17 protein-coding genes are annotated in these 21,546 nt (G+C 48.5%); 16 read left to right on the forward strand and 1 reads right to left on the reverse strand.

Annotated features, from left to right (window positions below; translation table 11 throughout):
• From gcvH to EYS13_RS13815, 5 genes are all read left to right on the forward strand, one after another.
• Entirely contained in the window at window positions 1-384 is a 384-nt protein-coding gene (gcvH, locus tag EYS13_RS13795; protein ID WP_227763884.1) for a glycine cleavage system protein GcvH, read from the forward strand.
• A 2-nt stretch (window positions 385-386) separates the two neighbouring features.
• Entirely contained in the window at window positions 387-1,721 is a 1,335-nt protein-coding gene (gene gcvPA, locus EYS13_RS13800; RefSeq protein WP_277998210.1) for an aminomethyl-transferring glycine dehydrogenase subunit GcvPA, read from the forward strand.
• A complete protein-coding gene (gcvPB, locus tag EYS13_RS13805; protein WP_227763885.1) occupies window positions 1,722-3,182 on the forward strand; it encodes an aminomethyl-transferring glycine dehydrogenase subunit GcvPB in 1,461 nt (486 codons plus the stop codon).
• Window positions 3,183-3,259: 77 nt separating this feature from the next.
• Window positions 3,260-4,069, forward strand: a complete 810-nt coding sequence (locus EYS13_RS13810) for a lipoate--protein ligase family protein (RefSeq protein WP_227763887.1) — start codon at window positions 3,260-3,262, stop codon at window positions 4,067-4,069.
• 103 nt (window positions 4,070-4,172) lie between these two features.
• The gene (locus EYS13_RS13815) at window positions 4,173-4,685 is read left to right on the forward strand and encodes a DUF2179 domain-containing protein (RefSeq protein ID WP_265332389.1); all 513 of its coding nucleotides are present in this window, start codon (window positions 4,173-4,175) and stop codon (window positions 4,683-4,685) included.
• Between the two features lie 14 nt (window positions 4,686-4,699).
• On the opposite strand, the gene EYS13_RS13820 is transcribed toward EYS13_RS13815, so the two are convergent.
• Window positions 4,700-5,176 (reverse strand): ferritin-like domain-containing protein, encoded by a 477-nt coding sequence (locus EYS13_RS13820; protein ID WP_227763889.1) that lies wholly within the window; start codon window positions 5,174-5,176, stop codon window positions 4,700-4,702.
• Between the two features lie 167 nt (window positions 5,177-5,343).
• On the opposite strand from EYS13_RS13820, the gene EYS13_RS13825 reads away from it, so the two are divergent.
• From EYS13_RS13825 to EYS13_RS13875, 11 genes are all read left to right on the forward strand, one after another.
• Window positions 5,344-6,036, forward strand: a complete 693-nt coding sequence (locus tag EYS13_RS13825) for a response regulator transcription factor (RefSeq protein ID WP_227763890.1) — start codon at window positions 5,344-5,346, stop codon at window positions 6,034-6,036.
• Complete coding sequence (gene pnpS / locus EYS13_RS13830) at window positions 6,036-7,799, forward strand: two-component system histidine kinase PnpS (protein ID WP_227763891.1); 1,764 nt, start codon at window positions 6,036-6,038, stop codon at window positions 7,797-7,799. The genes EYS13_RS13825 and pnpS overlap by 1 nt, the downstream gene beginning before the upstream one ends.
• A gap of 104 nt (window positions 7,800-7,903) precedes the next feature.
• On the forward strand, window positions 7,904-9,613 hold the full coding sequence (locus tag EYS13_RS13835) for a sigma 54-interacting transcriptional regulator (RefSeq protein ID WP_227763893.1): 1,710 nt from the start codon (window positions 7,904-7,906) through the stop codon (window positions 9,611-9,613).
• A gap of 14 nt (window positions 9,614-9,627) precedes the next feature.
• The gene (locus EYS13_RS13840) at window positions 9,628-11,844 is read left to right on the forward strand and encodes a molybdopterin oxidoreductase family protein (RefSeq protein WP_227763895.1); all 2,217 of its coding nucleotides are present in this window, start codon (window positions 9,628-9,630) and stop codon (window positions 11,842-11,844) included.
• A gap of 234 nt (window positions 11,845-12,078) precedes the next feature.
• A complete protein-coding gene (locus tag EYS13_RS13845; protein WP_227763896.1) occupies window positions 12,079-14,646 on the forward strand; it encodes a molybdopterin-dependent oxidoreductase in 2,568 nt (855 codons plus the stop codon).
• The gene (locus EYS13_RS13850; protein ID WP_227763899.1) at window positions 14,643-15,329 is read left to right on the forward strand and encodes a 4Fe-4S dicluster domain-containing protein; all 687 of its coding nucleotides are present in this window, start codon (window positions 14,643-14,645) and stop codon (window positions 15,327-15,329) included. The genes EYS13_RS13845 and EYS13_RS13850 overlap by 4 nt, the downstream gene beginning before the upstream one ends.
• A gap of 12 nt (window positions 15,330-15,341) precedes the next feature.
• Window positions 15,342-16,649, forward strand: a complete 1,308-nt coding sequence (gene nrfD, locus EYS13_RS13855) for an NrfD/PsrC family molybdoenzyme membrane anchor subunit (protein WP_227763901.1) — start codon at window positions 15,342-15,344, stop codon at window positions 16,647-16,649.
• A 204-nt stretch (window positions 16,650-16,853) separates the two neighbouring features.
• Window positions 16,854-17,549 carry a DUF5058 family protein gene (locus EYS13_RS13860; protein WP_227763903.1) on the forward strand — a complete coding sequence of 232 codons (696 nt, stop codon included), beginning with the start codon at window positions 16,854-16,856 and terminating at the stop codon, window positions 17,547-17,549.
• 26 nt (window positions 17,550-17,575) lie between these two features.
• Window positions 17,576-18,268 carry a hypothetical protein gene (locus tag EYS13_RS16325; RefSeq protein WP_265332390.1) on the forward strand — a complete coding sequence of 231 codons (693 nt, stop codon included), beginning with the start codon at window positions 17,576-17,578 and terminating at the stop codon, window positions 18,266-18,268.
• A gap of 21 nt (window positions 18,269-18,289) precedes the next feature.
• Window positions 18,290-19,669, forward strand: coding sequence for an amidohydrolase (locus tag EYS13_RS13870; protein WP_227763906.1), 1,380 nt, complete (start codon window positions 18,290-18,292; stop codon window positions 19,667-19,669).
• Window positions 19,670-19,828: 159 nt separating this feature from the next.
• A complete protein-coding gene (locus EYS13_RS13875; RefSeq protein WP_227763908.1) occupies window positions 19,829-21,448 on the forward strand; it encodes a PucR family transcriptional regulator in 1,620 nt (539 codons plus the stop codon).
• Window positions 21,449-21,546: the final 98 nt, after the last annotated feature.

Consider the following 21,546-nt stretch of genomic DNA (forward strand, 5'->3'; position numbering starts at 1 on the left):
ATGATTAAAAGCGATCTCAAGTACACTAAGGACCATGAATGGGTAAAGGTAGAAGGAAACAAGGCTAGAATCGGTATTTCGCATCATGCGCAGGAAGCTATGGGCGATGTAGTTTTTGTGGAACTGCCGGAAGTTGGAGATGAAATCAGTCAGCACGATTCTTTCGGCACGGTGGAGTCCGTAAAAGCTGTTTCCGATGTATACGCTCCGGTAAGTGGAAAAGTGGTGGAAATCAACGAAGCACTGCTTGATTCTCCTGAATTGATTAACAGCGACCCATATGGTGAAGGCTGGATGATCGTTATTGAAGTGGAGGATGAAGGACAGCTTGAAAGCCTGCTCTCCGCCGAAGAGTACGAGGCATTCCTCAAGGAGGCAGAATAAAAATGAAATATGTTCCACACACCGAGCAAGACCGGCAGGCCATGCTCGCCGCTATCGGTGTCAGTTCTGTGGAGGAGCTGTTTAGCGATATTCCGGAGAGCCTGCGGCTTAAAAAGCCAATGGCTATTCCGGCAGGCCTGTCCGAACCTGAAGTGAAAAAAGTTGTTTCCGGCTTAAGCAAAAAGAACGAAACAATAGACGATTACATCAGTTTCTTGGGCGCCGGCGCATACGACCACTATATACCCAGCTTTGTAGATCAACTGCTGCTCCGCTCTGAATTTTACACGGCTTATACTCCATATCAGCCGGAAATCAGCCAGGGCACACTGCAGTCAATTTACGAGTACCAGACGCTGATCTGCGAATTGACCGGCATGGATGTGGCTAACGCCTCCATGTACGATGGCGCCTCCGCGCTGGCTGAAGCTGCGGCCATGGCTTGCGACCGCAAAAGCCAGGTTGTTGTCTCCAGTGCTGTTCACCCTGAATACCGGGAAACCTTGGCAACCTATGCTTCCGGGCAGGGTATTGAGATAAGAGTGGCGGAGCACGCCGGAGGGGTTTCTCCCGCCAGCAGCTTTGAGCCTCTTGTTTCCAAAGATACCGGAGCCATCATTGTCCAGTATCCCAACTTCTTTGGAAATGTTGAAGATCTAAGAAGTTTGGCAGATCTGGCTCACGCCAACGGCGCCCTGCTGGTAGTGGCAGTGGTTGACCCGGTGTCCCTGGGAATTTTGGAATCCCCGGGCAAATGCGGCGCGGATATTGTAGTAGGCGAAGGACAAAGCTTCGGGAACAGCATCAGCTTTGGCGGGCCATACCTGGGATTCTTTGCTGCCAAAGAGAAATATGTACGCCGTATGCCTGGTCGGATTGTAGGGGCTACCATAGACAATAAAGGACAAAAGGCTTTTGTGCTTACCCTGCAGGCCCGGGAGCAGCATATCCGCAGGGAAAAGGCCACTTCCAACATCTGTTCCAACGAAGCCTTGTGCGCTTTGGCGGCCAATATGACTCTTTGCGCCCTGGGCAAAGAGGGCTTAAGGGAAATGGCCTACCTATCTTTACAAAAGGCCCATTATGCTTTTAACAAAATCACATCCATTCCCGGGGTTGAGCCGGTATTTAGGGCGCCCTTTTTCAAGGAATTTGTGGTAAAACTGCCGAAATGTCCGGATGAAGTCAATAAAGAGCTTTTAAAGGATAAGATTTTGGGCGGGCTGCCGCTGAAGCGTTTTTATAAGGATATGGATAATGCAGTGCTGTTCTGTGTCACTGAACTCAGGACCAAGAAAGAAATCGATCTCTTGGCTGCAAGATTGGGGGGAATGTAAGTGAAAGAGAAACTGATTTTTGAGCTTTCTTCGCCGGGACGTAGAGGCTATTCCCTGCCGGCGGTTGATGTGCCTGAACAAGAAGTTTCGGCCCTTATCCCCCAGGAGTATTTGAGAACGGAAGCACCGGAACTCCCTGAAGTCAGTGAAGTGGATGTGGTGCGTCACTTTACCAGGCTGTCGCAGCAAAATTTCGGTGTGGATACAGGGTTTTACCCTTTAGGTTCCTGCACTATGAAATACAATCCCAAAGTCAATGAAGAGATGGCCAGACTCTCCGGTTTCAGCAGGATTCACCCCTACCAGCCGGAAGAGACTGTTCAAGGGGCTTTGCAGATGATGTACGAGCTGGCCGGTTACCTGGCGGAAGTCACCGGGATGGCTAAAGTGACTTTGCAGCCGGCAGCAGGTGCCCATGGGGAATTGACGGGCCTGAAGATCATTAAGGCTTACCACCAGCACCGTGGCGATACTAAAAGGACAAAAGTGATTGTCCCCGACTCTTCCCATGGTACAAACCCAGCAACAGCTGCAGTAGCAGGTTTTAAAATCGTGGAAATAAAGTCTAATGCCGATGGCGATGTGGACCTGGAGGCTTTAAAACAGGCTGTCAACGAAGAAACTGCGGCCTTGATGCTTACTAACCCCAGTACATTGGGAATGTTTGAAACCAATATTGAAGCGATTGCCAAAATTGTGCACGATGCCGGCGGACTTTTGTACTACGATGGTGCCAATACCAATGCTATTATGGGCTATGCTCGTCCCGGCGATATGGGCTTTGACGTGGTCCACCTGAATTTGCACAAAACCTTCTCTACACCGCACGGCGGAGGCGGACCGGGAGCAGGTCCGGTAGGTGTCAAGGAATTCTTGACCCAGTATCTCCCGAAACCAACTGTGGAGTATAATGCAGATGAAGATAAGTACTATTTAAACTATGATCTGCCTTATTCCATCGGACGGATGAAAGCTTTCTACGGCAACTTCGGGGTGCTGGTAAAAGCTTATACCTATATCCGGGCTCTGGGAGCGGAAGGTTTAAAAGAAGCAACGGAAAACGCCGTGCTTAACGCCAATTATCTGAAAAAGCTGGTGGCGCAATATTATTATTCGCCTTTTGACAGGCACTGCAAACACGAGTTTATTGTAACTCCCAAGAACCTGAAGGAGTATGGCGTTCATACTCTGGATATTGCCAAGCGTTTGCTTGATTATGGCTTCCATCCTCCCACCATCTACTTCCCGCTAATTGTGGAGGAAGCTATGATGTTTGAACCAACTGAAACCGAGAGCAAGGAAACTTTGGATGGTTTTGCGGAAGCGATGGCTAAAATTGCCCAGGAGTGCAAAGAAAATCCAGAATTGGTACGGACTGCTCCCCACAGCACCGTAGTGGGCAGGTTGGACGAAGTCAGGGCTGCCCGCCAGCCGGACCTGCGCTGGAAGAAAGCCAAATGAGTCAGGGGACGGTTCTCTGACTCATTCCAACCAGCCAAGAGAAGTTAGTTTTTTATTATTGAGGAAGGCGGTATAAGATGCAACAGTGGAGACTTATCGACACAGGATATGCCGGTGGTTTCAGGAACATGGCGGTGGATGAAGCTATCCTCCTGGAACATGCCGCGGGGAATGTACCGCCCACCTTGCGTTTTTATGCCTGGCAGCCGCCTACGGTTACCATAGGCTATTTCCAGGACATGAAACGGGAAATTGATGTGGAAGCCTGCCAAAAAGCAGGCTTCCATTACGTCAGAAGGCTTACCGGTGGGCGGGCCATCCTGCATGACGTGGAATTAACCTACAGCATTGTGGCCAGGGAAGATAATCCGGTGGTTTCCGGCACTGTGTTAGAATCCTATTTGAAGATCAGCCGGGGGATTGTTGCCGGCCTTGCTAAGCTGGGTATACAAGCCGAGATTGCTTCCCATGTGAAGAAGGAGAAAGGAACAGCGGCCTGTTTTGATTCCCCCTCGTGGTACGAAATTGTCTTTGAAGGGCGTAAATTGGTCGGCAGCGCCCAGACCAGAAAGCACGGTGTTATTCTCCAGCATGGTTCTATTCCATTGAGTTTGGATGCGGAAAAGTTATTTTCTGTGTTAAAATTTTCCAATGAAGGCCTTAGGGCTAAACTGGCAGAAAAGTTTAAGTCCCAGGCTTGTGCAGTCAATGAGGTTTTAGGCAGAGAGGTCACTTACAGCCAGGCAGTGGAAGCTTTTACCACGGGCTTTGCCCAAGGTTTGGGTGTTAGCTTGGAACAGCAAAACTTAACGCCGGCAGAACAGGAACTGGCCCAAAAGTTGGAACGGGAAAAATATAATACGGAAGCCTGGAATTTTAAAAGGTAGCTTGAAAAAGCTACCTTTTACTGTATGCGCATTTTTCTACCCGGTTTGCACCGGATCTGTGATAAGATGGCAGAGGAAAACGATCGAGGGGAGAAATCTAAAAATGATGATGATCTTAATTATTTTGGGAATCCAAATAATCTATGTATCTTTTTTCACGGTGCGCATGATATTTACTTTAAAAGGGCAAAGAACTCTGGCTTCCATGATTAGCGCCGTAGAAGTTTTCATCTATATGACCGGCTTATCCCTAGTGTTAAAAAATCTCGATGACCCCAAAAATTTGGCAGCATACTGCGTTGGTTACGCCATAGGTGTCCTGGTAGGCAGTAAAATTGAGGAATGGGTAGCACTGGGCTACGTGACGGTCCAAATAATAACCGGGCAAGAGGACAGCCAGTTAGCGGAGATGCTGCGCGAGCAAGGATACGGAGTGACCAGCTGGCTGGCTGAAGGGAGAGACGGAGCCAGGCTGGTCTTGGAGGTGCTCACCAAACGCAAGTTTGAGCCCCACCTTTTTAAATTGGTGGATTCCATCAGCGAAAAGGCTTTTATCATCTCCCACGAGCCCAGAAATTTCCGGGGAGGCTTCTGGGTGAAGACGTTGAAGCAATAGGTTGTAACCTAAGTTCACGTTTTTAGGCGTTGTTTCTTAAGCTCTTTTGCTTTTTTATAAAGCCACAGGCAGTGGCTTTCTTCGTCTATCAGGTTGCTCCAGAGCATATCTCGAATTTCCGCATCATCTACGGCATTGATTAGCTTGCGGTAATCCCTGATAGCCAGTTTTTCCGTCAAATAACCCGCTTTGAGCATGTTTGCCATTCCGGCCAGGTTGGAAACCCTGCCTACGATTTGACCAAAGACTGGTAGACCGGCGCTTGCAACGGCACCTAATGCTTTCTTTATACGACTTTGGTCCAGTTCCAGGATGTTTATCTTAGCAGCAATTACTTTTACATGTTCCTCCTCAACTTTTTTAAACCTCTGCAAACCGTGGCACAGTTCGGCATCATCCGTGGCTTGACTGAGATGGTGGTAGAATTCCACTTGTCCTTTCTCCAGCAGCAGGAACCAGTTGAGCGCATCCAGCAGCGTATTTTCACCCATGTTTAACCCGCCTTCCCACAACCTCTGCATCATATGGTTTAGTATTGGTAAGTATGTTAATATTATTCTGTAGAAAAACCGTGGACAAGCGTAAATTGGGTATAAAATATCCTAAAGTTGAAAGTTTACTTTATACATGGTACATGGGAGTGCAAGGGAGGATGGCTATGGCCCATAAAATTTTGATCGTGGACGATGAACCGACTATTGTGGAATTAGTGAAATTCAACTTGGAGAATGCAGGTTACCAAACCGTACATTGCGATAACGGCCTGGATGCTATAGAAACGGTAGCAGCCGAGCAAATTGATTTGGTTATTTTGGACATTATGCTCCCGGGTATAGATGGTTTGGAAGTCTGCAAGCGGATTAGGCAGCGAAGCAAAGTGCCCATCTTAATGCTAAGCGCCCGGACGGCTGAACTGGACCGGGTGCTGGGGCTGGAACTGGGGGCAGATGATTACCTGACTAAACCTTTCAGCCCCAGGGAATTGCTGGCCCGTGTTAAAGCTATATTGCGTCGCGTAGAAGAAATTAATCCTGGCAAAACCGGCAGTGAGCTGAAGTTAAAGGATTTAACGCTGATCCCCGAGCAGCACCGGGTATTGGTTAAAGGCAAGGAAGTAGACTTAACATTAACCGAATATCAGTTGCTGGAATTGATGCTCAAATCCCCGGGCAGGGTTTTCAGCAGGGATTATTTGCTCGAGGCGGTATGGGGGGCCGATTATTTCGGCGATACCAGGACCATCGATGTGCATATCAGACACCTGCGGGAAAAGATTGAACCCACTCCTGGCAATCCGGAATACATTTTGACAGTACGGGGAGTTGGCTATAAATTTAAGGAGCAAGAGTAATGTTCACCAGCATTCGCTCAAAGTTGATTGTCACATACCTGGTGCTGATTTTGACAACCCTCTTCATCACCGGCGGTTTTCTGGAGTACTCCTTACGGGACTATAACCGGGAAAGTTTAAAGCAGGAAATGATCAAGCAGGCGTCAGTCATCAGTGAATTAGTTGTAGAGGAGCTCCAGGCCGGTGGCCCGGCGGAGCTCAACCCTTTGGCTTCCAGTCTGGACAAAAATATAGGGGCCAGGGTAACCATAATCGATAAAAACGGGTATGTTTTAGCCGACTCCCGTTCCTCTTACCTGACTATGGAAAACCATTTGGAACGACCGGAAATACAACAAGCTTTGCATAAGGGCCTGGGTACCGATGTCAGGCACAGCGCAACAATGGATGATAACCTGCTCTACGTGGCCAAGCCTATCTTTGTCGACGGCACTGTGCTGGGAATAATCCGGCTGGCTGTCCCCCTGGCTCAAGCGAGACTCGTGCCTTTCGCCGTGACTAAATTGCTCTTAGCCGGAACAATTTTGGCGGCTCTCGCGGCAATTTTGCTGAGCATTAGTTTTGCGCAAAGTCTTACTGAGCCTTTGCAGGAAATAGCCAGAGTGGCCCGCAGGATAACTGCCGGTGACTTTAGCCTGAAAATTTACCCCCGTTCCCACGATGAAATTGGACAGCTGGGGGCCATAATTAATGAAATGGCAAACACCATCCGGGAAAAAGTGGCTGAGCTCTCCTTTGCCAAAGACCGTTTGGAGACGGTGCTGAACTACATGGTGAGCGGTGTTTTGCTTTTAAATGCCAAAGGGGAGATTTTGTTGGCCAACCCGGCTGCGGAAGCTATTTTTGCCATTAAAGCAAAAGAGGCAACTGGCAAGCATAACCTGGAAGTGCTCCGCAATTATCATTTAAATGAAAAAATGCAGGAGGCCTTGAAAACAGAAGAGGTAGTGACTGCTGACCTGCAGACTATTTTTCCTGAGGAGAGATTCTTGCGGGCTTACTTTGCCCCCTTGCCCGGTGAGAGCAGGGCAAAAGGCGTGCTGATCGTGCTGCATGATATCACTGCCATGCGTCGTTTGGAACAAATGCGGACCGAATTCGTGGCCAATGCTTCCCATGAACTGCGTACACCACTCACTGCCATCAAAGGCTTTGCCGAAACTCTGCTTGATGGCGCTTTGCAAGACCCTGTAGCCAGCAAGAGGTTTGTCAGCATCATTGATCAGGAAGCCGAAAGATTGAACAGGCTGGTGGAAGATCTGCTGGATTTGGCTAGGATTGAATCAAAAAAGGTCAAGATGGTGATGCAACCGGTAGAACTGAACTCGCTTGTATCCCAGATTGCTTTGGAATTAAACCATAGGCTGGACAAAGGGGACCTAAAGCTAGAGATTATCGTTCCAAAAGATCTTCCTAAGGTGAAAGGGGACCGGGACTGGCTCTACCAGGTATTTTTAAACCTAATCGATAATTCAATTAAATATACTCCGCCGGGTGGAAAGATACTGGTATCGGCAGTTCCCAAGGAAAAGGAGATACGGGTGGAAGTGCAGGATAGCGGTATAGGCATCCCCAAGGAGGACCTGCCCCGGATTTTCGAACGTTTTTACCGGGTTGACAAAGCACGCTCCCGCCAACTGGGCGGCACCGGTTTAGGTTTGTCCATTGTTAAACATGTGATTGAAAATCATGGCGGAAAAATTGGCATTAAAAGCAAACTAGGGGAAGGGACTACAGTCTGGTTTACGCTACCCAAAGCATAGGCGGAGTGATGCGGGTTACAGACAGGGTTTAATTTGCATGCTACACTAGCGGAAAGGCCGGCTAAATGTTGCAAAATTTAACAGGCTCTGACGGAGGTGAGACAATGCTCGCGGCTTTCGCAAAACAGCAGTCATTGCTTAATCCGGGGTTAATCCTGGTTGATCGCCGGGGCATAGTTACTTTTATGGACCCCGGGGCAGCGCAGTTGCTCAAAATTACGCCGGCGGAAGCCAGCGGACGCAGGTTAACGGAATTTTTCCCGGAAACCAGGATTCTGGAGGTCTATACTACCGGCCAGGCTTTATGCTGTGAGCAGACCCTGGAAGAAGCCAAAATAAACATCACTTATCTTCCTGTTCTGGAAGACGGAGAGCTTCATAGTGTGCTGGTTTGTTTGCAGGGAGCCGGCGCAGCCGGCGGCGAGGCGGAAGAAGTGCAAACCTTACAAGTCCTGATCTCCCTTTACGAAGCTATTTTGGCAGACCTGCCTTTAGGCATCGCAGTGGTCAATCGCCAGGGCCGGTTGGTGATGTTAAACAAACAGTATTCTCAGCTGTTGGAGATTGCACAAGAGGAGGCAACAGGTCTTTCCATTGAAAAAGTAGTGCCTTTTACCCGTATGACCGAGGTAATGCGCCATGGGGAGGCATTTCTTGATACCGGTGTCCGCTACCGGGGACGCACCCTTTTTTTATCGGAAGTGCCTATCAAAAGCGGGAATGAGGTTTTAGGGGGCTTAAGCAAACTGGTAGCCAAAGAAAGTCTTGAAGATCAGGACCTGAAGGATTTGACGGAACGTTTTCATCTTCTGGAAAGCAAGCTGATGTTCTATAAAGAGGAATTGAAAGAACTGCGGCGTTCCCGTTCACCCTTTGAGGCAATTCGCGGGGAAAACCTCGCAATTAAAAAACTGGTGCAGTTGGCCCAGCGGGTAGCCCGGGGGGAAGCCAATGTCCTTATTACCGGGGAAAGCGGGACCGGGAAGGGCCTCTTTGCCCAGGCCATTCATAACGCCAGCCGCAGGAACGGTGAACCCTTTATCAAAATCAACTGTGCCGCCATTCCGGAAAACCTATTGGAGTCAGAGCTTTTTGGCTATGAAGAAGGAGCTTTTACGGGAGCGGTTCGCGGAGGTAAACCGGGGAAATTTGAATTGGCTAACGGCGGCACTATCTTTCTGGATGAGATAGGAGACATGCCCCTGGCTATGCAAGCAAAAATCCTGCGGGTGCTACAGGAGAAAACTTTTGAGCGGGTTGGCGGCAGCAAAACTATTACAGTGGATGTCAGGGTAATTGCGGCCACCAATCGGGACTTGCGAAAGTTAATTGACGAGCAGCAATTTCGTCTCGACCTTTATTACCGTTTGGCGGTTATAAATTTGCATATTCCTCCCCTCAGGGAGCGGCGCGATGATCTTTTGCTTCTCACCCGGGAAATTATCGATAAACTGGGCCGTACTTACGGGCAAAAAGTGGCTGGCATTGAGCCCGAAGTGGAACAAATTTTTCTATCCTATTCCTGGCCCGGCAATGTGCGGGAGCTGGAAAATGTCCTGGAACATGCTTTTAACTTTTTGGACCCCGAGGAACAGCTCATCGGGCCTCATCACCTGCCCGGCATCTTATTGGAACAGGGAACAAAAGCCGGTAGTCTGGAATTAGGCGCTGCTGTTGCCCACGCGGAAATCGAAGCTATCCGGCGAGCTCTGCAGCTGGCCGGGGGAAATAAGCAGAAAGCGGCCAAAATCCTGGGTATTCACCCCTCCGGCTTATATCAAAAGCTGAAAAAATATGCTATTACCGACTGTTAGCGAGGAGGGCCGTTATGGACAGTGAACTGAGGAGAGCCATAAGATCATGTTTTGACAGCAGCGCTGCTACCGGGTCCTCAGCCGGCGTAACTCCTGACCACTGGGTTTATTCCACCTGCGGCTACTGCGCGGTCGGATGCGGCCTGTATATCGGCGTTCGCCAGGGCCAAGCTGTGGCGGTGCAGGGTAATACTAATTATCCCGTTAACCGGGGCAGGCTATGTGTCAAGGGGTTGTACGAATGGAAGGTGTTGCACCATCCGGAGCGGGCTACCGAGCCCATGGTACGCAAAAAAGGCAGGCTGGTACCGGTTAGCTGGGATGAGGCTTTGGGGCTGCTGGTGGAAAAACTGCAGCAGAATCTCAGGGCCTTTGGCCCTACCTCTATTGGCATTTACCACACGGGCCAATTTTTGCTGGAGGAGTATTACACCCTGGGCAAACTGGCCAAGGGGGTTCTCTGCACCCCAAACATCGATTCCAATACCCGGCTGTGTATGGCGGCAACAGTCTATGGCTACGCCCGTTCCTTTGGCACTGACGGGCCGCCTGGCTGTTACGAGGACCTGGATGCAGCAGACTTGATTTTTGTTTGCGGCGCGAACCCGGCCGAAATGCATCCCCAGCTTTGGCGACGCATCATGCGGAACCGGCAAAAAAACGGGGCTAAATTGCTTGTGGCCGATCCCCGCACCACCTTGCCTGCCCGGGTGGCAGATTTGCACCTGGCCTTGCGTCCGGGGACCAATGTTCCTTTGTTGAACAGCATGGCTTATGTGCTGCTGGAAGAGAAATTAATAGATGAAAGGTACATTGCTGCGCACACCACCGGTTTTGGGGAACTGCAGGAAGTGGTCAGGCGCTACCCGCCGGAGAAGGCTGCGGAACTGACGGGGGTGCCCGCCGGTAAAATTGCAGAGGCGGCCCTGCTCTTTGGCCGTTCGCCTGCGGCCACCACCGTCTTTTGCCAGGGGGTTAACCAGAGCATGGCCGCGGCGGAGACGGTAACCCTAATCAACAACCTGCATCTCATTACCGGCAAAATCGGTAAACCGGGTTCTGCGCCCTTTTCCCTTACCGGGCAAGCTTCCTCCATGAGCAACCGGGAGGTAGGGGGAAGTGGTTCCTTGCCGGGTTTCCGCAATCAGTCCAACCCTGTGCATCGACAGGAAGTAGCTGACTTTTGGGGGGTCGATGCGGGGAAAATTCCTGCCGGAACCAACGATATCATGAAGATGATGCAAATGATCGAGCGGGGTGAATTGAAATTTCTTTGGACCATGGGTACCAACCCTGCCGTTTCACTGCCCCAACAGGGTTATGTGCGGGAAATGCTGGACAAGGTTTTCCTGGTGGTCCAGGATATTTATTACCCCATGGAAACAGCCGCTTATGCCGATATTTTCCTGCCTGCCGCCCAGTGGGGAGAAAAGACCGGTACTTACACCAACGCGGAAAGACGGGTCAATGTGGGGTATAAGGCTGTAGAACCGCCCGGTCGGGCCAAAGCGGATTTTGACATTTTACTGGAAGTGGCCAAGAGGCTGGGCGCCGCCAAGCTTTTCCCCTGGCGAAATACGGAGGAGGCCTTTGAAGAATGGAAGCTGCTTTCCCGGGGACGCCCCAACGACATGGGAGGCATGACCTACCGGCGTTTGGAACAAGAGGGAGGATTGCAGTGGCCTTGCCCATCGGAGGAACACCCGGGGACAGCCCGCCTGTATGCTGACGGATTTTTTCCTACCCGACCGGATGTGGCCCAGGCTTACGGACCTTTCAACGACCCTGAAGGAAGGGCTAAACTGTGGGCAGTGGACTATGAGGCGCCCCCCGAAGTTCCTGATGAGCACTATCCTTTCTGGCTAAATACCGGTCGTATGATTGAACATTTTCATACCCGGACCAAGACCAAACGGGTTCCCGAACTGCACTGCCTGGCGGAGGAGGGGTTTGTGGAAATCAACCCTGCCGATGCGGAGAAGCTTGGCATCCGGGACGGGCAAAAGGTACGCCTTACTTCCAGGCGCGGCTGGGTTGAGGTGAAGGCTTTGCTAAAAAACACTGTGGCCCCCGGCCAGCTGTTTATGCCTTTTCATTTTGGGGATTTGGACCCGGGGGAACAGGGGTTAAAGCAGGCGGCCAATCACCTGACCTTAAATTGGGTAGACCCGGTTTCCAAACAGCCCATTTTCAAAATTGCCGCCTGTAAAATTGAAAAGGTTGAAGAGTAGGAGGAAATCCTGCTCTTTTTATTTTGTTCTAATTTTTTAGAGACATTTTCGCGATTTATAGAGACTGAGTGTGAGGGAATCGCCCATAAGCATTGATTTGACGGGACCTGTGAGCGGGAGCGATTTGGCACGTTTTTTGCTACAAGAGTAAGATAAGCAACTTTGTTAAATTTTTAACAGCCTGTTTTACGTTGTCCTTGCTCTCCAAAAAACCAGAATCGGAGGTGTTTGAAGTTGGACAAAAAGAAATTTAAGCTGACCCGCCGCCAGTTTTTAAAGGCTTCGGCAGCAACCGGGGCCCTGCTGGCGACTACCGGGACGGCTAAATTTGTGCAAAAAGCTGCAGCAGAAGGTAAAGCCCCGAAAGAAGTGAAATATATCCGGACCACCTGTTCGCCAAACTGTACCGGGGCTTGCGGGATGATTGCCCAGGTGGTGGACGGGGAAATTAAGACAATTATTCAGGCAGCAGATTATCCGGAGCCCGAGTATAACCCCCGCGGCTGCCTGAAAGGCCTTTCCATGATGAACCTGATTTACGGCCCCGACCGGATTAAGAAACCGCTCATTGCCAAAGGAAAGCCCGGTAAGGGAGAATTTAAAGAAGTATCCTGGAATGAGGCCCTGGATTACGCCGCCGGTCGCTTGCAGGAAATTGCCAGGAAATATGGACCGGAATCGGTGGCAGTGATTTTTCAGGTAGGGGGGACCGGCTATGTCCATAAAGGGGCTGTGGTTGCTCTGGCTACCCTGGCTGGCTGGAACTTGGTCCATCCTTACGACCAAAACGGCGACCTGCCTATGTTCTGGCCCATGACTTTTGGCGTGCAAACCGAGGAACTGGAGCCTTTAGAATGGCTTAATTCACGCTATGTAGCCGTTTTTGGCTCAAATATTTTGGCTACACGCCTGCCAGACGCCCATTTTTTGGTAGAGGCAAGAAACCGGGGGGCAAAACTGGTTGTTTTTGACCCAAATTTCACTCCCACGTCAGCCAAGGCCGACCAGTGGGTGCCCCTGAAGGCCAGCAGTGACGCTGCTCTGGCTTTGGGAATTGCACGGGTGATCATTGCAGAGCAATTATACGATGCTGAATTTATTAAGACCTATACCGATTTACCCCTTTTGGTGCGGATTGACAACCAGAAGCGCCTCAAAGCGGAAGAAGTCAAGGGCCTGTCAAAACCGGCAGACGTACCGCCCTATCGTGAATCATACGTGGCGTATAACGGAGAGTTTTTGGCTGTCCACCCGGAAAAGCTGGACTTGCCACTGAATATAGCCTTGGAAGGCGAAATAGAAGTGGAATTAAAGAGCGGTCAAAAGGTCAAGGCCAAACCGGCTTTTCAGCTGTTAAAAGAAAGCTTGAGCGTCTATACTCCCGACTACGTGGAGCGGGAAACCGGCGTGCCGAAAGATACGGTTGTACGCCTTGCCCGGGAGATGGCTGCCACCAAACCGCTGCATATCGTCTACGGGGCCAGCAATTACCAGTGGTATCACGGCGATTTGAAAGGCCGGGCTATCGCGCTTTTACCTGTCCTGACCGGCAACATCGGCAACCCGGGAGCAGGGATATCCACTTATGCGGGCCAGTACCGGGTACGTTTAAATTTAGGAGCATGGTGGGTTCCCGAAGGCAAAAAGCAAAATTGGCTTCCTTGGCTGTACATCTTACACGGTCCAACGAAGCAGATGAAAGCCCAGTGGCCCAAGAACGGGATTAAGGCTCTCGTCATAGGCTGGGGTAACCCCTTTGACCAGCACAATATGGCCAACCGGCTGCGGCAGATGGTGGAAGAAGGGGAACTGGAACTGGTGGTCACCATGGATTTCCAGATGTCCACCAGCTGCCGTTACAGCCATGTTGTGCTGCCCGGTGTTTCCTGGTACGAAAAAACGGAACTGGTAGCTTCTCCGGTCCACCCTTACCTGCAATTGCAGCAGCCGGTAGTTAAGCCTGTTTATGAAGGAAAGCCGGAATTTTGGATTGCCAGGGAACTGGCCAAAAGAATTAACCCGGAATTTGAAAAACACTTTTTCCCCGGCCTTGACCATGAGCAGGCGGCTGAAAAAGTAATCGAACTGCTCCTCGAGACCGGCGGTCCTACTGTGGAAGGCATTACCCTAAAGCAGCTGAAAAAAGGGCCGGTGCGGGCAAAATCGGAGGTGCCCGGTTACCGCCAAATTCCTTTTTATGAGCAGGTACACTTTAAGCGTCCCTTTCCTCCGGTCAGCCTGCCCGCCAAACTGGAACAAACGGCCCAGTTTGTCAAAAGCGGCCGCATTGAGTTTTACAAAGATGAGGACATCATGCTGGAACTGGGTGAGGCCTTGCCGGTGCATAAGCCGCCCTTTGTGGACAGCGAGTATGCGTTAAACCCGGGGGCCAGGGAAAAATATAAGTTTTCCCTCATTACCCGCAATGCCATCTACCGGGTGCACTCCACCCATTCCAACAATATCTGGATGAATGAACTGCAGGACGGCAAGCCAAGGGTCTGGCTAAATCCCGAGGATGCTGCTTTCAAGGGGATCAAAGAGGGAGAGCCCGTAGAACTCTATAATGACCGGGGTAAAGTGCAGGGTTATGCTGTCCTGGACCCGGGAGTGGGGAGACAGGTAGTTGTCTTTGAACAAGGCTGGTGGAGCCGCTACCTGCAGGGGGCTTCCTACAACTCTTTGACTTACCCTTTCATCAAACCGACCCATGAGGCTTACTTTGTCCCGGGGATGTGGGCTCCCAATACGGCCTGGAATGAGTGTCTCGTGGATGTGAGAAAGGTAGGTGGAATGCAATGAAACTGGGAATGGTGATTGACCTGGACCGCTGTATTGGCTGTCGCTCCTGCGCGGTATCCTGCAAACAGCATAATGCCCAGCCGCCCGGCACCTGGTGGAACCGGGTGTTCACGCCTGGCAGCAGCTGGCACCAGAGTGCGGTCGGCAAAGAGGGGCGGCTGCAGATGAACTTTTTGCCTGTCTCCTGCCAGATGTGTGAAAACGCCCCCTGTGAGAAGGTATGCCCGGTTGGGGCCACTTATACCGATGAGTTGGGCGTAGTGCTTGTTGACTATGAGCGCTGTATCGGCTGCCGTTATTGTATGGCCGCTTGTCCCTACGGAGTGCGGCAATTTAACTGGGAGGATGCCAAAAAGGCAAAAGCCAAGGCCGGTTATATGCAAGGGTATGATTACGGCCACCCTGACGATTACAGAGATAAGGAAGGCCGCTTGGTTTATACCCAGGACCGCCCCAAAGGTGTAGTGGAAAAATGCACTTTCTGCGTGCAGTATACGGAAAAGGGGGAATTTCCCGCCTGTGTACGGGGGTGCCCCGCTAATGCGCGCATTTTCGGGGACTTGGATGATCCCAATTCAGAAGTGAGCCGCCTGGTGCGGGAAAGGCATACCTTTCGGCTGCTGGAAGAACTGGGCACATCGCCCAAAGTTTTTTATCTTGCACCTACCAAACCGAGGCGATAGGAGGTGGAATGGTTGAAAAAGAATAATTTTGCTTTGGGTATTGGTTTAGCACTGCTGCTGGTCAGTTTATTTACCTGGGGATATCAACTTTTAAACGGCTTAATTGTAACTAACATGCGCAACCCTTTCAGCTGGGGGCTGTACATTGCTACCTTTGCTTTCTTCGTAGGAATTGCTGCCGGCGGTTTGATTGTATCTTCTTCAGTATATTTGTTTAACATCGAACAGTTAAAGCCATTTACCAGGATTGCCTCTCTTTCCGCCTTTGCCGGCACATTGGGGGCTGCGGCCATGATTTTGCCTGATATGGGCCGGGTAGACAGGCTTTACTATTTGCTTTTGCACCCTAATTTTCGCTCACCCCTGATTTGGGACGTGATTGTGATTACAACTTACATGGTTCTGACTTTCTTAAGCGTCTATGTCCAGCTGCTGCCGGACTGGAAAAAAGAGGGCCGTGGCTTTCTGAACGGCTGGACAAAAAAGCTTTCTCAGGACCAGGTTCAGGAAGTCTCCCGCAAGTGGGCGCGCAGGATTTCCGTAGTTGGGCTTCCGGTTGCCATTTTAATTCATACAGTCACCGCCCTGATTTTTGCTACCCAAGGCTCCCGAGGCTGGTGGAACACGGCAGTCCTACCCCCGGATTTTATTGCTATGGCGGTGGCTTCCGGGACTGCCCTGGTCATGGTCATTGCCCTATTGGCGGTGGGGAAAGACAACTTTGCCCAATACGGGGGAGCTTTTCAAACCTTGGCCCGGATTGTGGCAGGCGCCTTGGCAGTGCATTTCTTCCTTGTTTCCGTAGATTTGCTGATGCACTGGTGGTGGGGCAGCCATGAGGCTAAGAACCTTTTACACCTGCTTTTTGGCCGTTATGGATGGCTCTACTCGGCAGAACTGGTACTGCCGGCTTTTACCATGCTTTATTTCTTTACCAAAAAGGGGAACGGTTCCTTTAATTCTCTCATCCTGGGCAGCATTTTGCTCTTTATCGGGGTTTTTGTCCACCGGATGATGCTGATGTACCCTGCTTTTAACGAGTTTCCCCTAAACATTACCCTCCCTGGGATGGAAGTGGAGGGGTGGTCTTGCCCTATTGCCCTGGGTCAGTTCCAGGAAGGGCTGCCGGTTTTTGCTAATTTTTGGCCTTATGCACCTACCTTGGTAGAGTATCTTTTAACCCTGCTGCCCTTTGGCCTGGTCCTCTGCGTTTTTTCCCTGGCCTTTAGGCTATATAATTTCCTGCCGCAGCAAGGGCAGCGAGGAAGGTATGGCGAAGCTGAAAAGATTAGCCTTAGTAAAAAAGGATTGCAGTTATAAAAGCGGGCTCTACAAAACACCCTCTAGCTTCTAGGGGGTGTTTTATTGTGCAAGTGTATTAAAAGCCCGTATTTAAGCTTTTTCAATGAAAATTTTTTCATAATTTCGAATAAATAATGTAACTTTCTACATTGAACGACATAATTGAAAATATTACTGTTAGTACATAAGCAAAAACAATACATTAAGGGGGAAGGAATAGGTATGGATTACTTAAAGATTGCCAATAGCGCTCCTATGTGGATGGCAGCTGCCCTGGCAATAATTTTGGTCTTATTTCAAGCTGTTATCTTTGCCAAGAAATCCTATGAAACAGGCAAGAGAATCGGTTTAACAGAAGACCAAATGAAAAGTGCCATGAAGAGCAGCCTGATCACGTCCATAGGACCATCATTTGTTATTTTAACAGGGCTATTGTCACTGCTTGTCACCGTAGGTGGACCGATGGCCTGGATGAGGTTGTCATTCATAGGATCGGTAATGTTTGAGCTGATGGCAGCAGGCTTTGGTACGGAAGCGGCAGGAGTAAAAATGGGTATAGACCAAATGACAAACGTGGCTTTTGCCAACGCTGTCTGGACCATGATCCTCGGTTCAATAGGCTGGATTATATTTGCGACCTTGACTGCCGACAAAATGGACAAGGTCCAAGCAAAAATAGCCAAAGGCGATCAAGGTCTTATTAAGGCAATATCAATTGCAGCTATGCTGGGCTCCTTTGGTTCCTTGGTATCAGGACATCTGGCTGCAGTAAATAAAAATACCGTTGCGGCACTGGCAGGAGGGGCGATCATGCTGGTTCTGTCCCCGTTAGCAGACAAGAAAAAAATCAAATGGCTGAAAGAGTGGGCCCTGGCAATAGCGCTGTTTGGCGGGATGCTAGTAGCTTTGGCATTTTAGTCCTATAATAAGGAGGGCATTGCAACATGGAAAATAACAAACAAGTATTTGAAAGCGAATATTTACCTTATATAAATAAATGGGGTAAACTGACCAATTGGCTGGGTGTATTGCTTTCCTTTGGCCCTGCCCTGGTTCTTGCGGTAATATTTAAGATTATGCCGCCGGCAGGCGCAATCATTGCAGGATTTATAGCCATTGCCAGTGCGGTAGGTATTAACTGGGTTATAGAACCAATTTCATATTTCCCAATAATCGGCGTAGCAGGAACATATATGGCATTTATTACGGGGAATATCTCAAATCTTAGGATACCCACAGCGGCAGTTTCGCAAAAAGTGGCTGGAGTGGAACCGGGGACTCAAGAGGGCACGATTATCTCAACTCTGGGAATGGCAGTATCAGTAATTGTAAATATTGTTATTCTGGCGTTTGGGGTGTTGGCAGGAGCTGCTATTCTAGCCAAGCTGCCTAAAAATGTGATTAATGCATTTAACTACTTGTTGCCATCGTTATTTGGAGCTGTTTTTGTCCAATTTGCCCTGATGAGGCTAAAATTGGCTCCCATAGCATTGGGAATAGGATTACTGCTTACGATTGCCTTAAATGCAGGGGTATTTGGCTTTTTACCAGGACGGCCTACTTACATCGTCACTTTAGGCTCAGTATTTGGTACTATAGCTATTGCCGCAGCACTCTATAAGAATAAGAAATTATAGGATTGCATGGGAGGATTAAAATTGCAAAAGGCTGACGTATTATGCTATTTGGAGCAGAAAAAAGATGAATTAAATGAAATAAGCCATAAAATATGGAGCAATCCGGAGGTTTCAGGGGAAGAAAAGGAGTCTGCTGACTTATTCAGGATATTACTGGCGGAAAATGGCTTTGAAGTCAAGGAAATTGAGGGCATGGAACACGCCTTTATAGCAGAATACGGCAGTGGTGCTCCGGTCATTGCAGTGCTGGGAGAATATGACGCGCTGCCCGGACTGTCACAGGCAGTTGATACAAAATTTAACCCAATAAAGCAAAACGGCCCTGGTCATGGCTGCGGGCATAATTTGCTTGGTACGGCGGCATTAGGCGCAGTGCTGGCAGTCAAAAAATATTTGGAAGAGACAAAGCTTAGTGGGACAATCAGGTTTTACGGCTGTCCTGAAGAAGAAACATTAGCAGGTAAGGTAAAGATGATCAAGAAGGGCGCCTTTGAGGGTTGTGATTTGGCCTTAAGCTGGCATCCAATGGCTGCAAACACTGCGCTGGAACATGCATTTTTAGCAATGAATTCCATTAAGTTCAGGTTTCATGGCATATCGTCTCACGCCGGCCAATCACCGGAGGCAGGGAGGAGCGCTTTGGATGCCGTAGAGCTTATGAATGTGGGGGCAAACTATTTAAGGGAACATGTCATAGAAAAAGCCCGCATCCATTACACTATTACCAATGCCGGCGGGGCACCGAACATTGTGCCAAAGGAAGCTGAGTCATGGTATTATGTAAGGGCACCTTTCAGAAAGGACGTAGAAGAGATAACGGAACGACTGTTCAAGGTGGCCAAGGGGGCAGCCATGATGACAGAAACCACGGTAGACTATGAAGTGATTAGCGGTTGCTATGAAATGCTGCCTAATAAAGTGCTATTTGATTTAACCTATCAAAACATGTTGGAAATAGGTGCGCCTAAGTATACTGAGGAAGAACTGGCCTTTGCCAAAGCTCTTCAAGAGACATTAGACCCGCAAGCAGTAGCAGGTGAAACAAAAAAACTTATGCCTGAAGCTAACGGTGAAGAAGCAAATATCCATCAAGGGGTATTAGAAAAGGAAAAGGCAAATTCTGTGGTAGTTGCTGGTTCCTCAGACAGCGGGGACGTATCCTGGATCATGCCGATGAACTTGTTTCTTACTGCTTGTTTTCCATTGGGGGTAGCTAATCACTCCTGGCAGGCGACGGCTTCATCGGGCTCATCTATAGGAATGAAAGGAATGCATTTTGCAGCTAAAGTTTTGTCCGGCATTATGTATGACTTGTTAAACGACCCAAGCATAGTAAACGCTGCCAAAGCTGAGTTTAATAAGCGGACGGAAAGAAGAAAGTATGTTAGCCCGTTAAAATAGCAATAAATAATATTAAGAAACAAATGCACTAAGCTATAGAAACTTAGTGCATTTATGTTTAACCATAATTTACTGGGATGGTAATAGCCAGGGCTTGGCTACTATGCATAATGATGTATAATGTACTTAATAAACTGGCAATGAGGGCAGGCGGTAATTATGGGCTTGTCGTTTAGGGAGATTTTAAAAACAGATTTTTTTATTGGCTTTAAGGTATTGGCAGGCCATGGGGGTTTGGATAAGCAGGTCCAGGGCGTGGCGATACTAGATGCACCTGACGGTTTTAACTGGACCAAGGGCAAAGAGTGGGTTATATCTTCAGGCTATATTTTTCAACAAAACCCTGGATTGTTTGAAAGCTATATTGAAACAGATAAATTTAAGGAAATTTCAGGACTAGGCCTAAAGCGGAGATTTATAAAAAATATCCCGGAACACATTATGGCAGCGTTTAACAAATATGATATACCTCTTATCAGTATACCTGAGGAGCCTTCCTGGATGGAGATCATGAACCAGCTTAATGTACTGGTTATGAATAAAAACATAAGGCAGTTCAATATTGGCAAAATCAATCCTAAAAGCTTTACCGATCTACCTTACCAGGTGCGTAAAATAAATAAGATACTTTCGCAAATTGAAAAAGAAATGAATTTTCCAGCTATGCTCTACGATTTAGATCGTGAAAAGGCGTATTACAGCTCGCCTAAATTTAAATTCTTAGCTGATGGCCTTAAAACAGAGGACTTTTGGAATCCTTCATTCAGCATTACTCAAGAGTTGTTGTGTGATAATTTAAAGATGGTAAGATACAGGTTTTATGATGCAAAATACGAGAAACCTTACAGCTGGATTACCGTGCCAATTTCCGTCGGAGACAAAGTAAAGGCATATTTTGTCGTAGTTGAGGCCACCGGGCTGATAGACTACTTTGATCAGTTTGCCTTACGGATCGGTTTTCTGCTGCTGCAGTCACTGTATGAGCAAATACTGGTGGCACAAAACATAGGCGACAAGGGATTTGAAAAGTTCATATCTGAAATTATAGCAGGGCATATAAAAGACGATGAGGTGCTGGTCAAAAGGGCAATAGAGTTGGGTATTGACGCAAATAAAAACTACTATTTGCTGGAAATGAAGCAGACAAATGAAGCAGTAAATTTGACAGGCTATATGGAGGAACTGAAAAATACTGTCAGTAACAGTATTAATCAACTGAGCACCAGAATGGCTGTTATTGACGAAAACAGCTGTGTTTTTCTGATTCAGGCGGATGATAAAACTTCTATGGACAAAAATTTGCAGCTGATCAAAGGGGCCGCAAAAAAATTAAAACAAAAATTAATGCAAAAATTTAAGGATATTAGTTTAGTGTATGGTATTGCAGATATAAGCACCAGTATTTACGAAATAAAAAGGAATTATATAAGAAGCGAGCAGGCCATAGCCATTGGCAGGCTTTTATACCCTGATGAGGATTTTCTTGTCTACTCTGATTTAGGAGTATTTGCGTGGCTAGATATTAAAGAAGATGAGATGGAAATTATGCTAAAAGATCTTAATGAGCTGTTTATAAAGGATGAGCATAAAGAATTATTAAAAACGTTAAGAACATATCTTGGCTGCCAGATGAATTACAGTCTTACGGCAAAACAGCTTTTTGTCCATATAAATACAGTAAGAAAAAGGATAGACGAGATAAAAGAACTGATTAATGTGGACTTGGAGGACCCAATAGATAGATTAAAACTTGAAATTCTACTTAAGCTGCTAAAGTAATCAATCTGTGTCAGTTAGTAAATTATAAAAGCTAGGGTACAGAAGTGACAGGTCTTAGCTATGGTCAGCAGCACAGAAAGGAATTTAATGGAATCAGT

The sequence above is a fragment of the Zhaonella formicivorans genome, from assembly GCF_004353525.1.
In the GTDB taxonomy this organism is placed as follows: Bacteria; Bacillota; DUOV01; order DUOV01; family Zhaonellaceae; genus Zhaonella; species Zhaonella formicivorans.

Excerpts from the sequence above, each read along its gene's own strand:
- gcvH (WP_227763884.1), top strand. The coding sequence starts at position 1 with ATGATTAAAAGCGATCTCAAGTACACTAAGGACCATGAATGGGTAAAG.
- gcvPA (WP_277998210.1), top strand. The coding sequence starts at position 387 with ATGAAATATGTTCCACACACCGAGCAAGACCGGCAGGCCATGCTCGCC.
- EYS13_RS13810 (WP_227763887.1), top strand. The coding sequence starts at position 3,260 with ATGCAACAGTGGAGACTTATCGACACAGGATATGCCGGTGGTTTCAGG.
- EYS13_RS13815 (WP_265332389.1), top strand. The coding sequence starts at position 4,173 with ATGATGATGATCTTAATTATTTTGGGAATCCAAATAATCTATGTATCT.
- EYS13_RS13820 (WP_227763889.1), bottom strand. The coding sequence starts at position 5,176 with ATGGGTGAAAATACGCTGCTGGATGCGCTCAACTGGTTCCTGCTGCTG.
- EYS13_RS13825 (WP_227763890.1), top strand. The coding sequence starts at position 5,344 with ATGGCCCATAAAATTTTGATCGTGGACGATGAACCGACTATTGTGGAA.
- pnpS (WP_227763891.1), top strand. The coding sequence starts at position 6,036 with ATGTTCACCAGCATTCGCTCAAAGTTGATTGTCACATACCTGGTGCTG.
- EYS13_RS13835 (WP_227763893.1), top strand. The coding sequence starts at position 7,904 with ATGCTCGCGGCTTTCGCAAAACAGCAGTCATTGCTTAATCCGGGGTTA.
- EYS13_RS13840 (WP_227763895.1), top strand. The coding sequence starts at position 9,628 with ATGGACAGTGAACTGAGGAGAGCCATAAGATCATGTTTTGACAGCAGC.
- EYS13_RS13850 (WP_227763899.1), top strand. The coding sequence starts at position 14,643 with ATGAAACTGGGAATGGTGATTGACCTGGACCGCTGTATTGGCTGTCGC.
- EYS13_RS13860 (WP_227763903.1), top strand. The coding sequence starts at position 16,854 with ATGGATTACTTAAAGATTGCCAATAGCGCTCCTATGTGGATGGCAGCT.
- EYS13_RS16325 (WP_265332390.1), top strand. The coding sequence starts at position 17,576 with ATGGAAAATAACAAACAAGTATTTGAAAGCGAATATTTACCTTATATA.
- EYS13_RS13875 (WP_227763908.1), top strand. The coding sequence starts at position 19,829 with ATGGGCTTGTCGTTTAGGGAGATTTTAAAAACAGATTTTTTTATTGGC.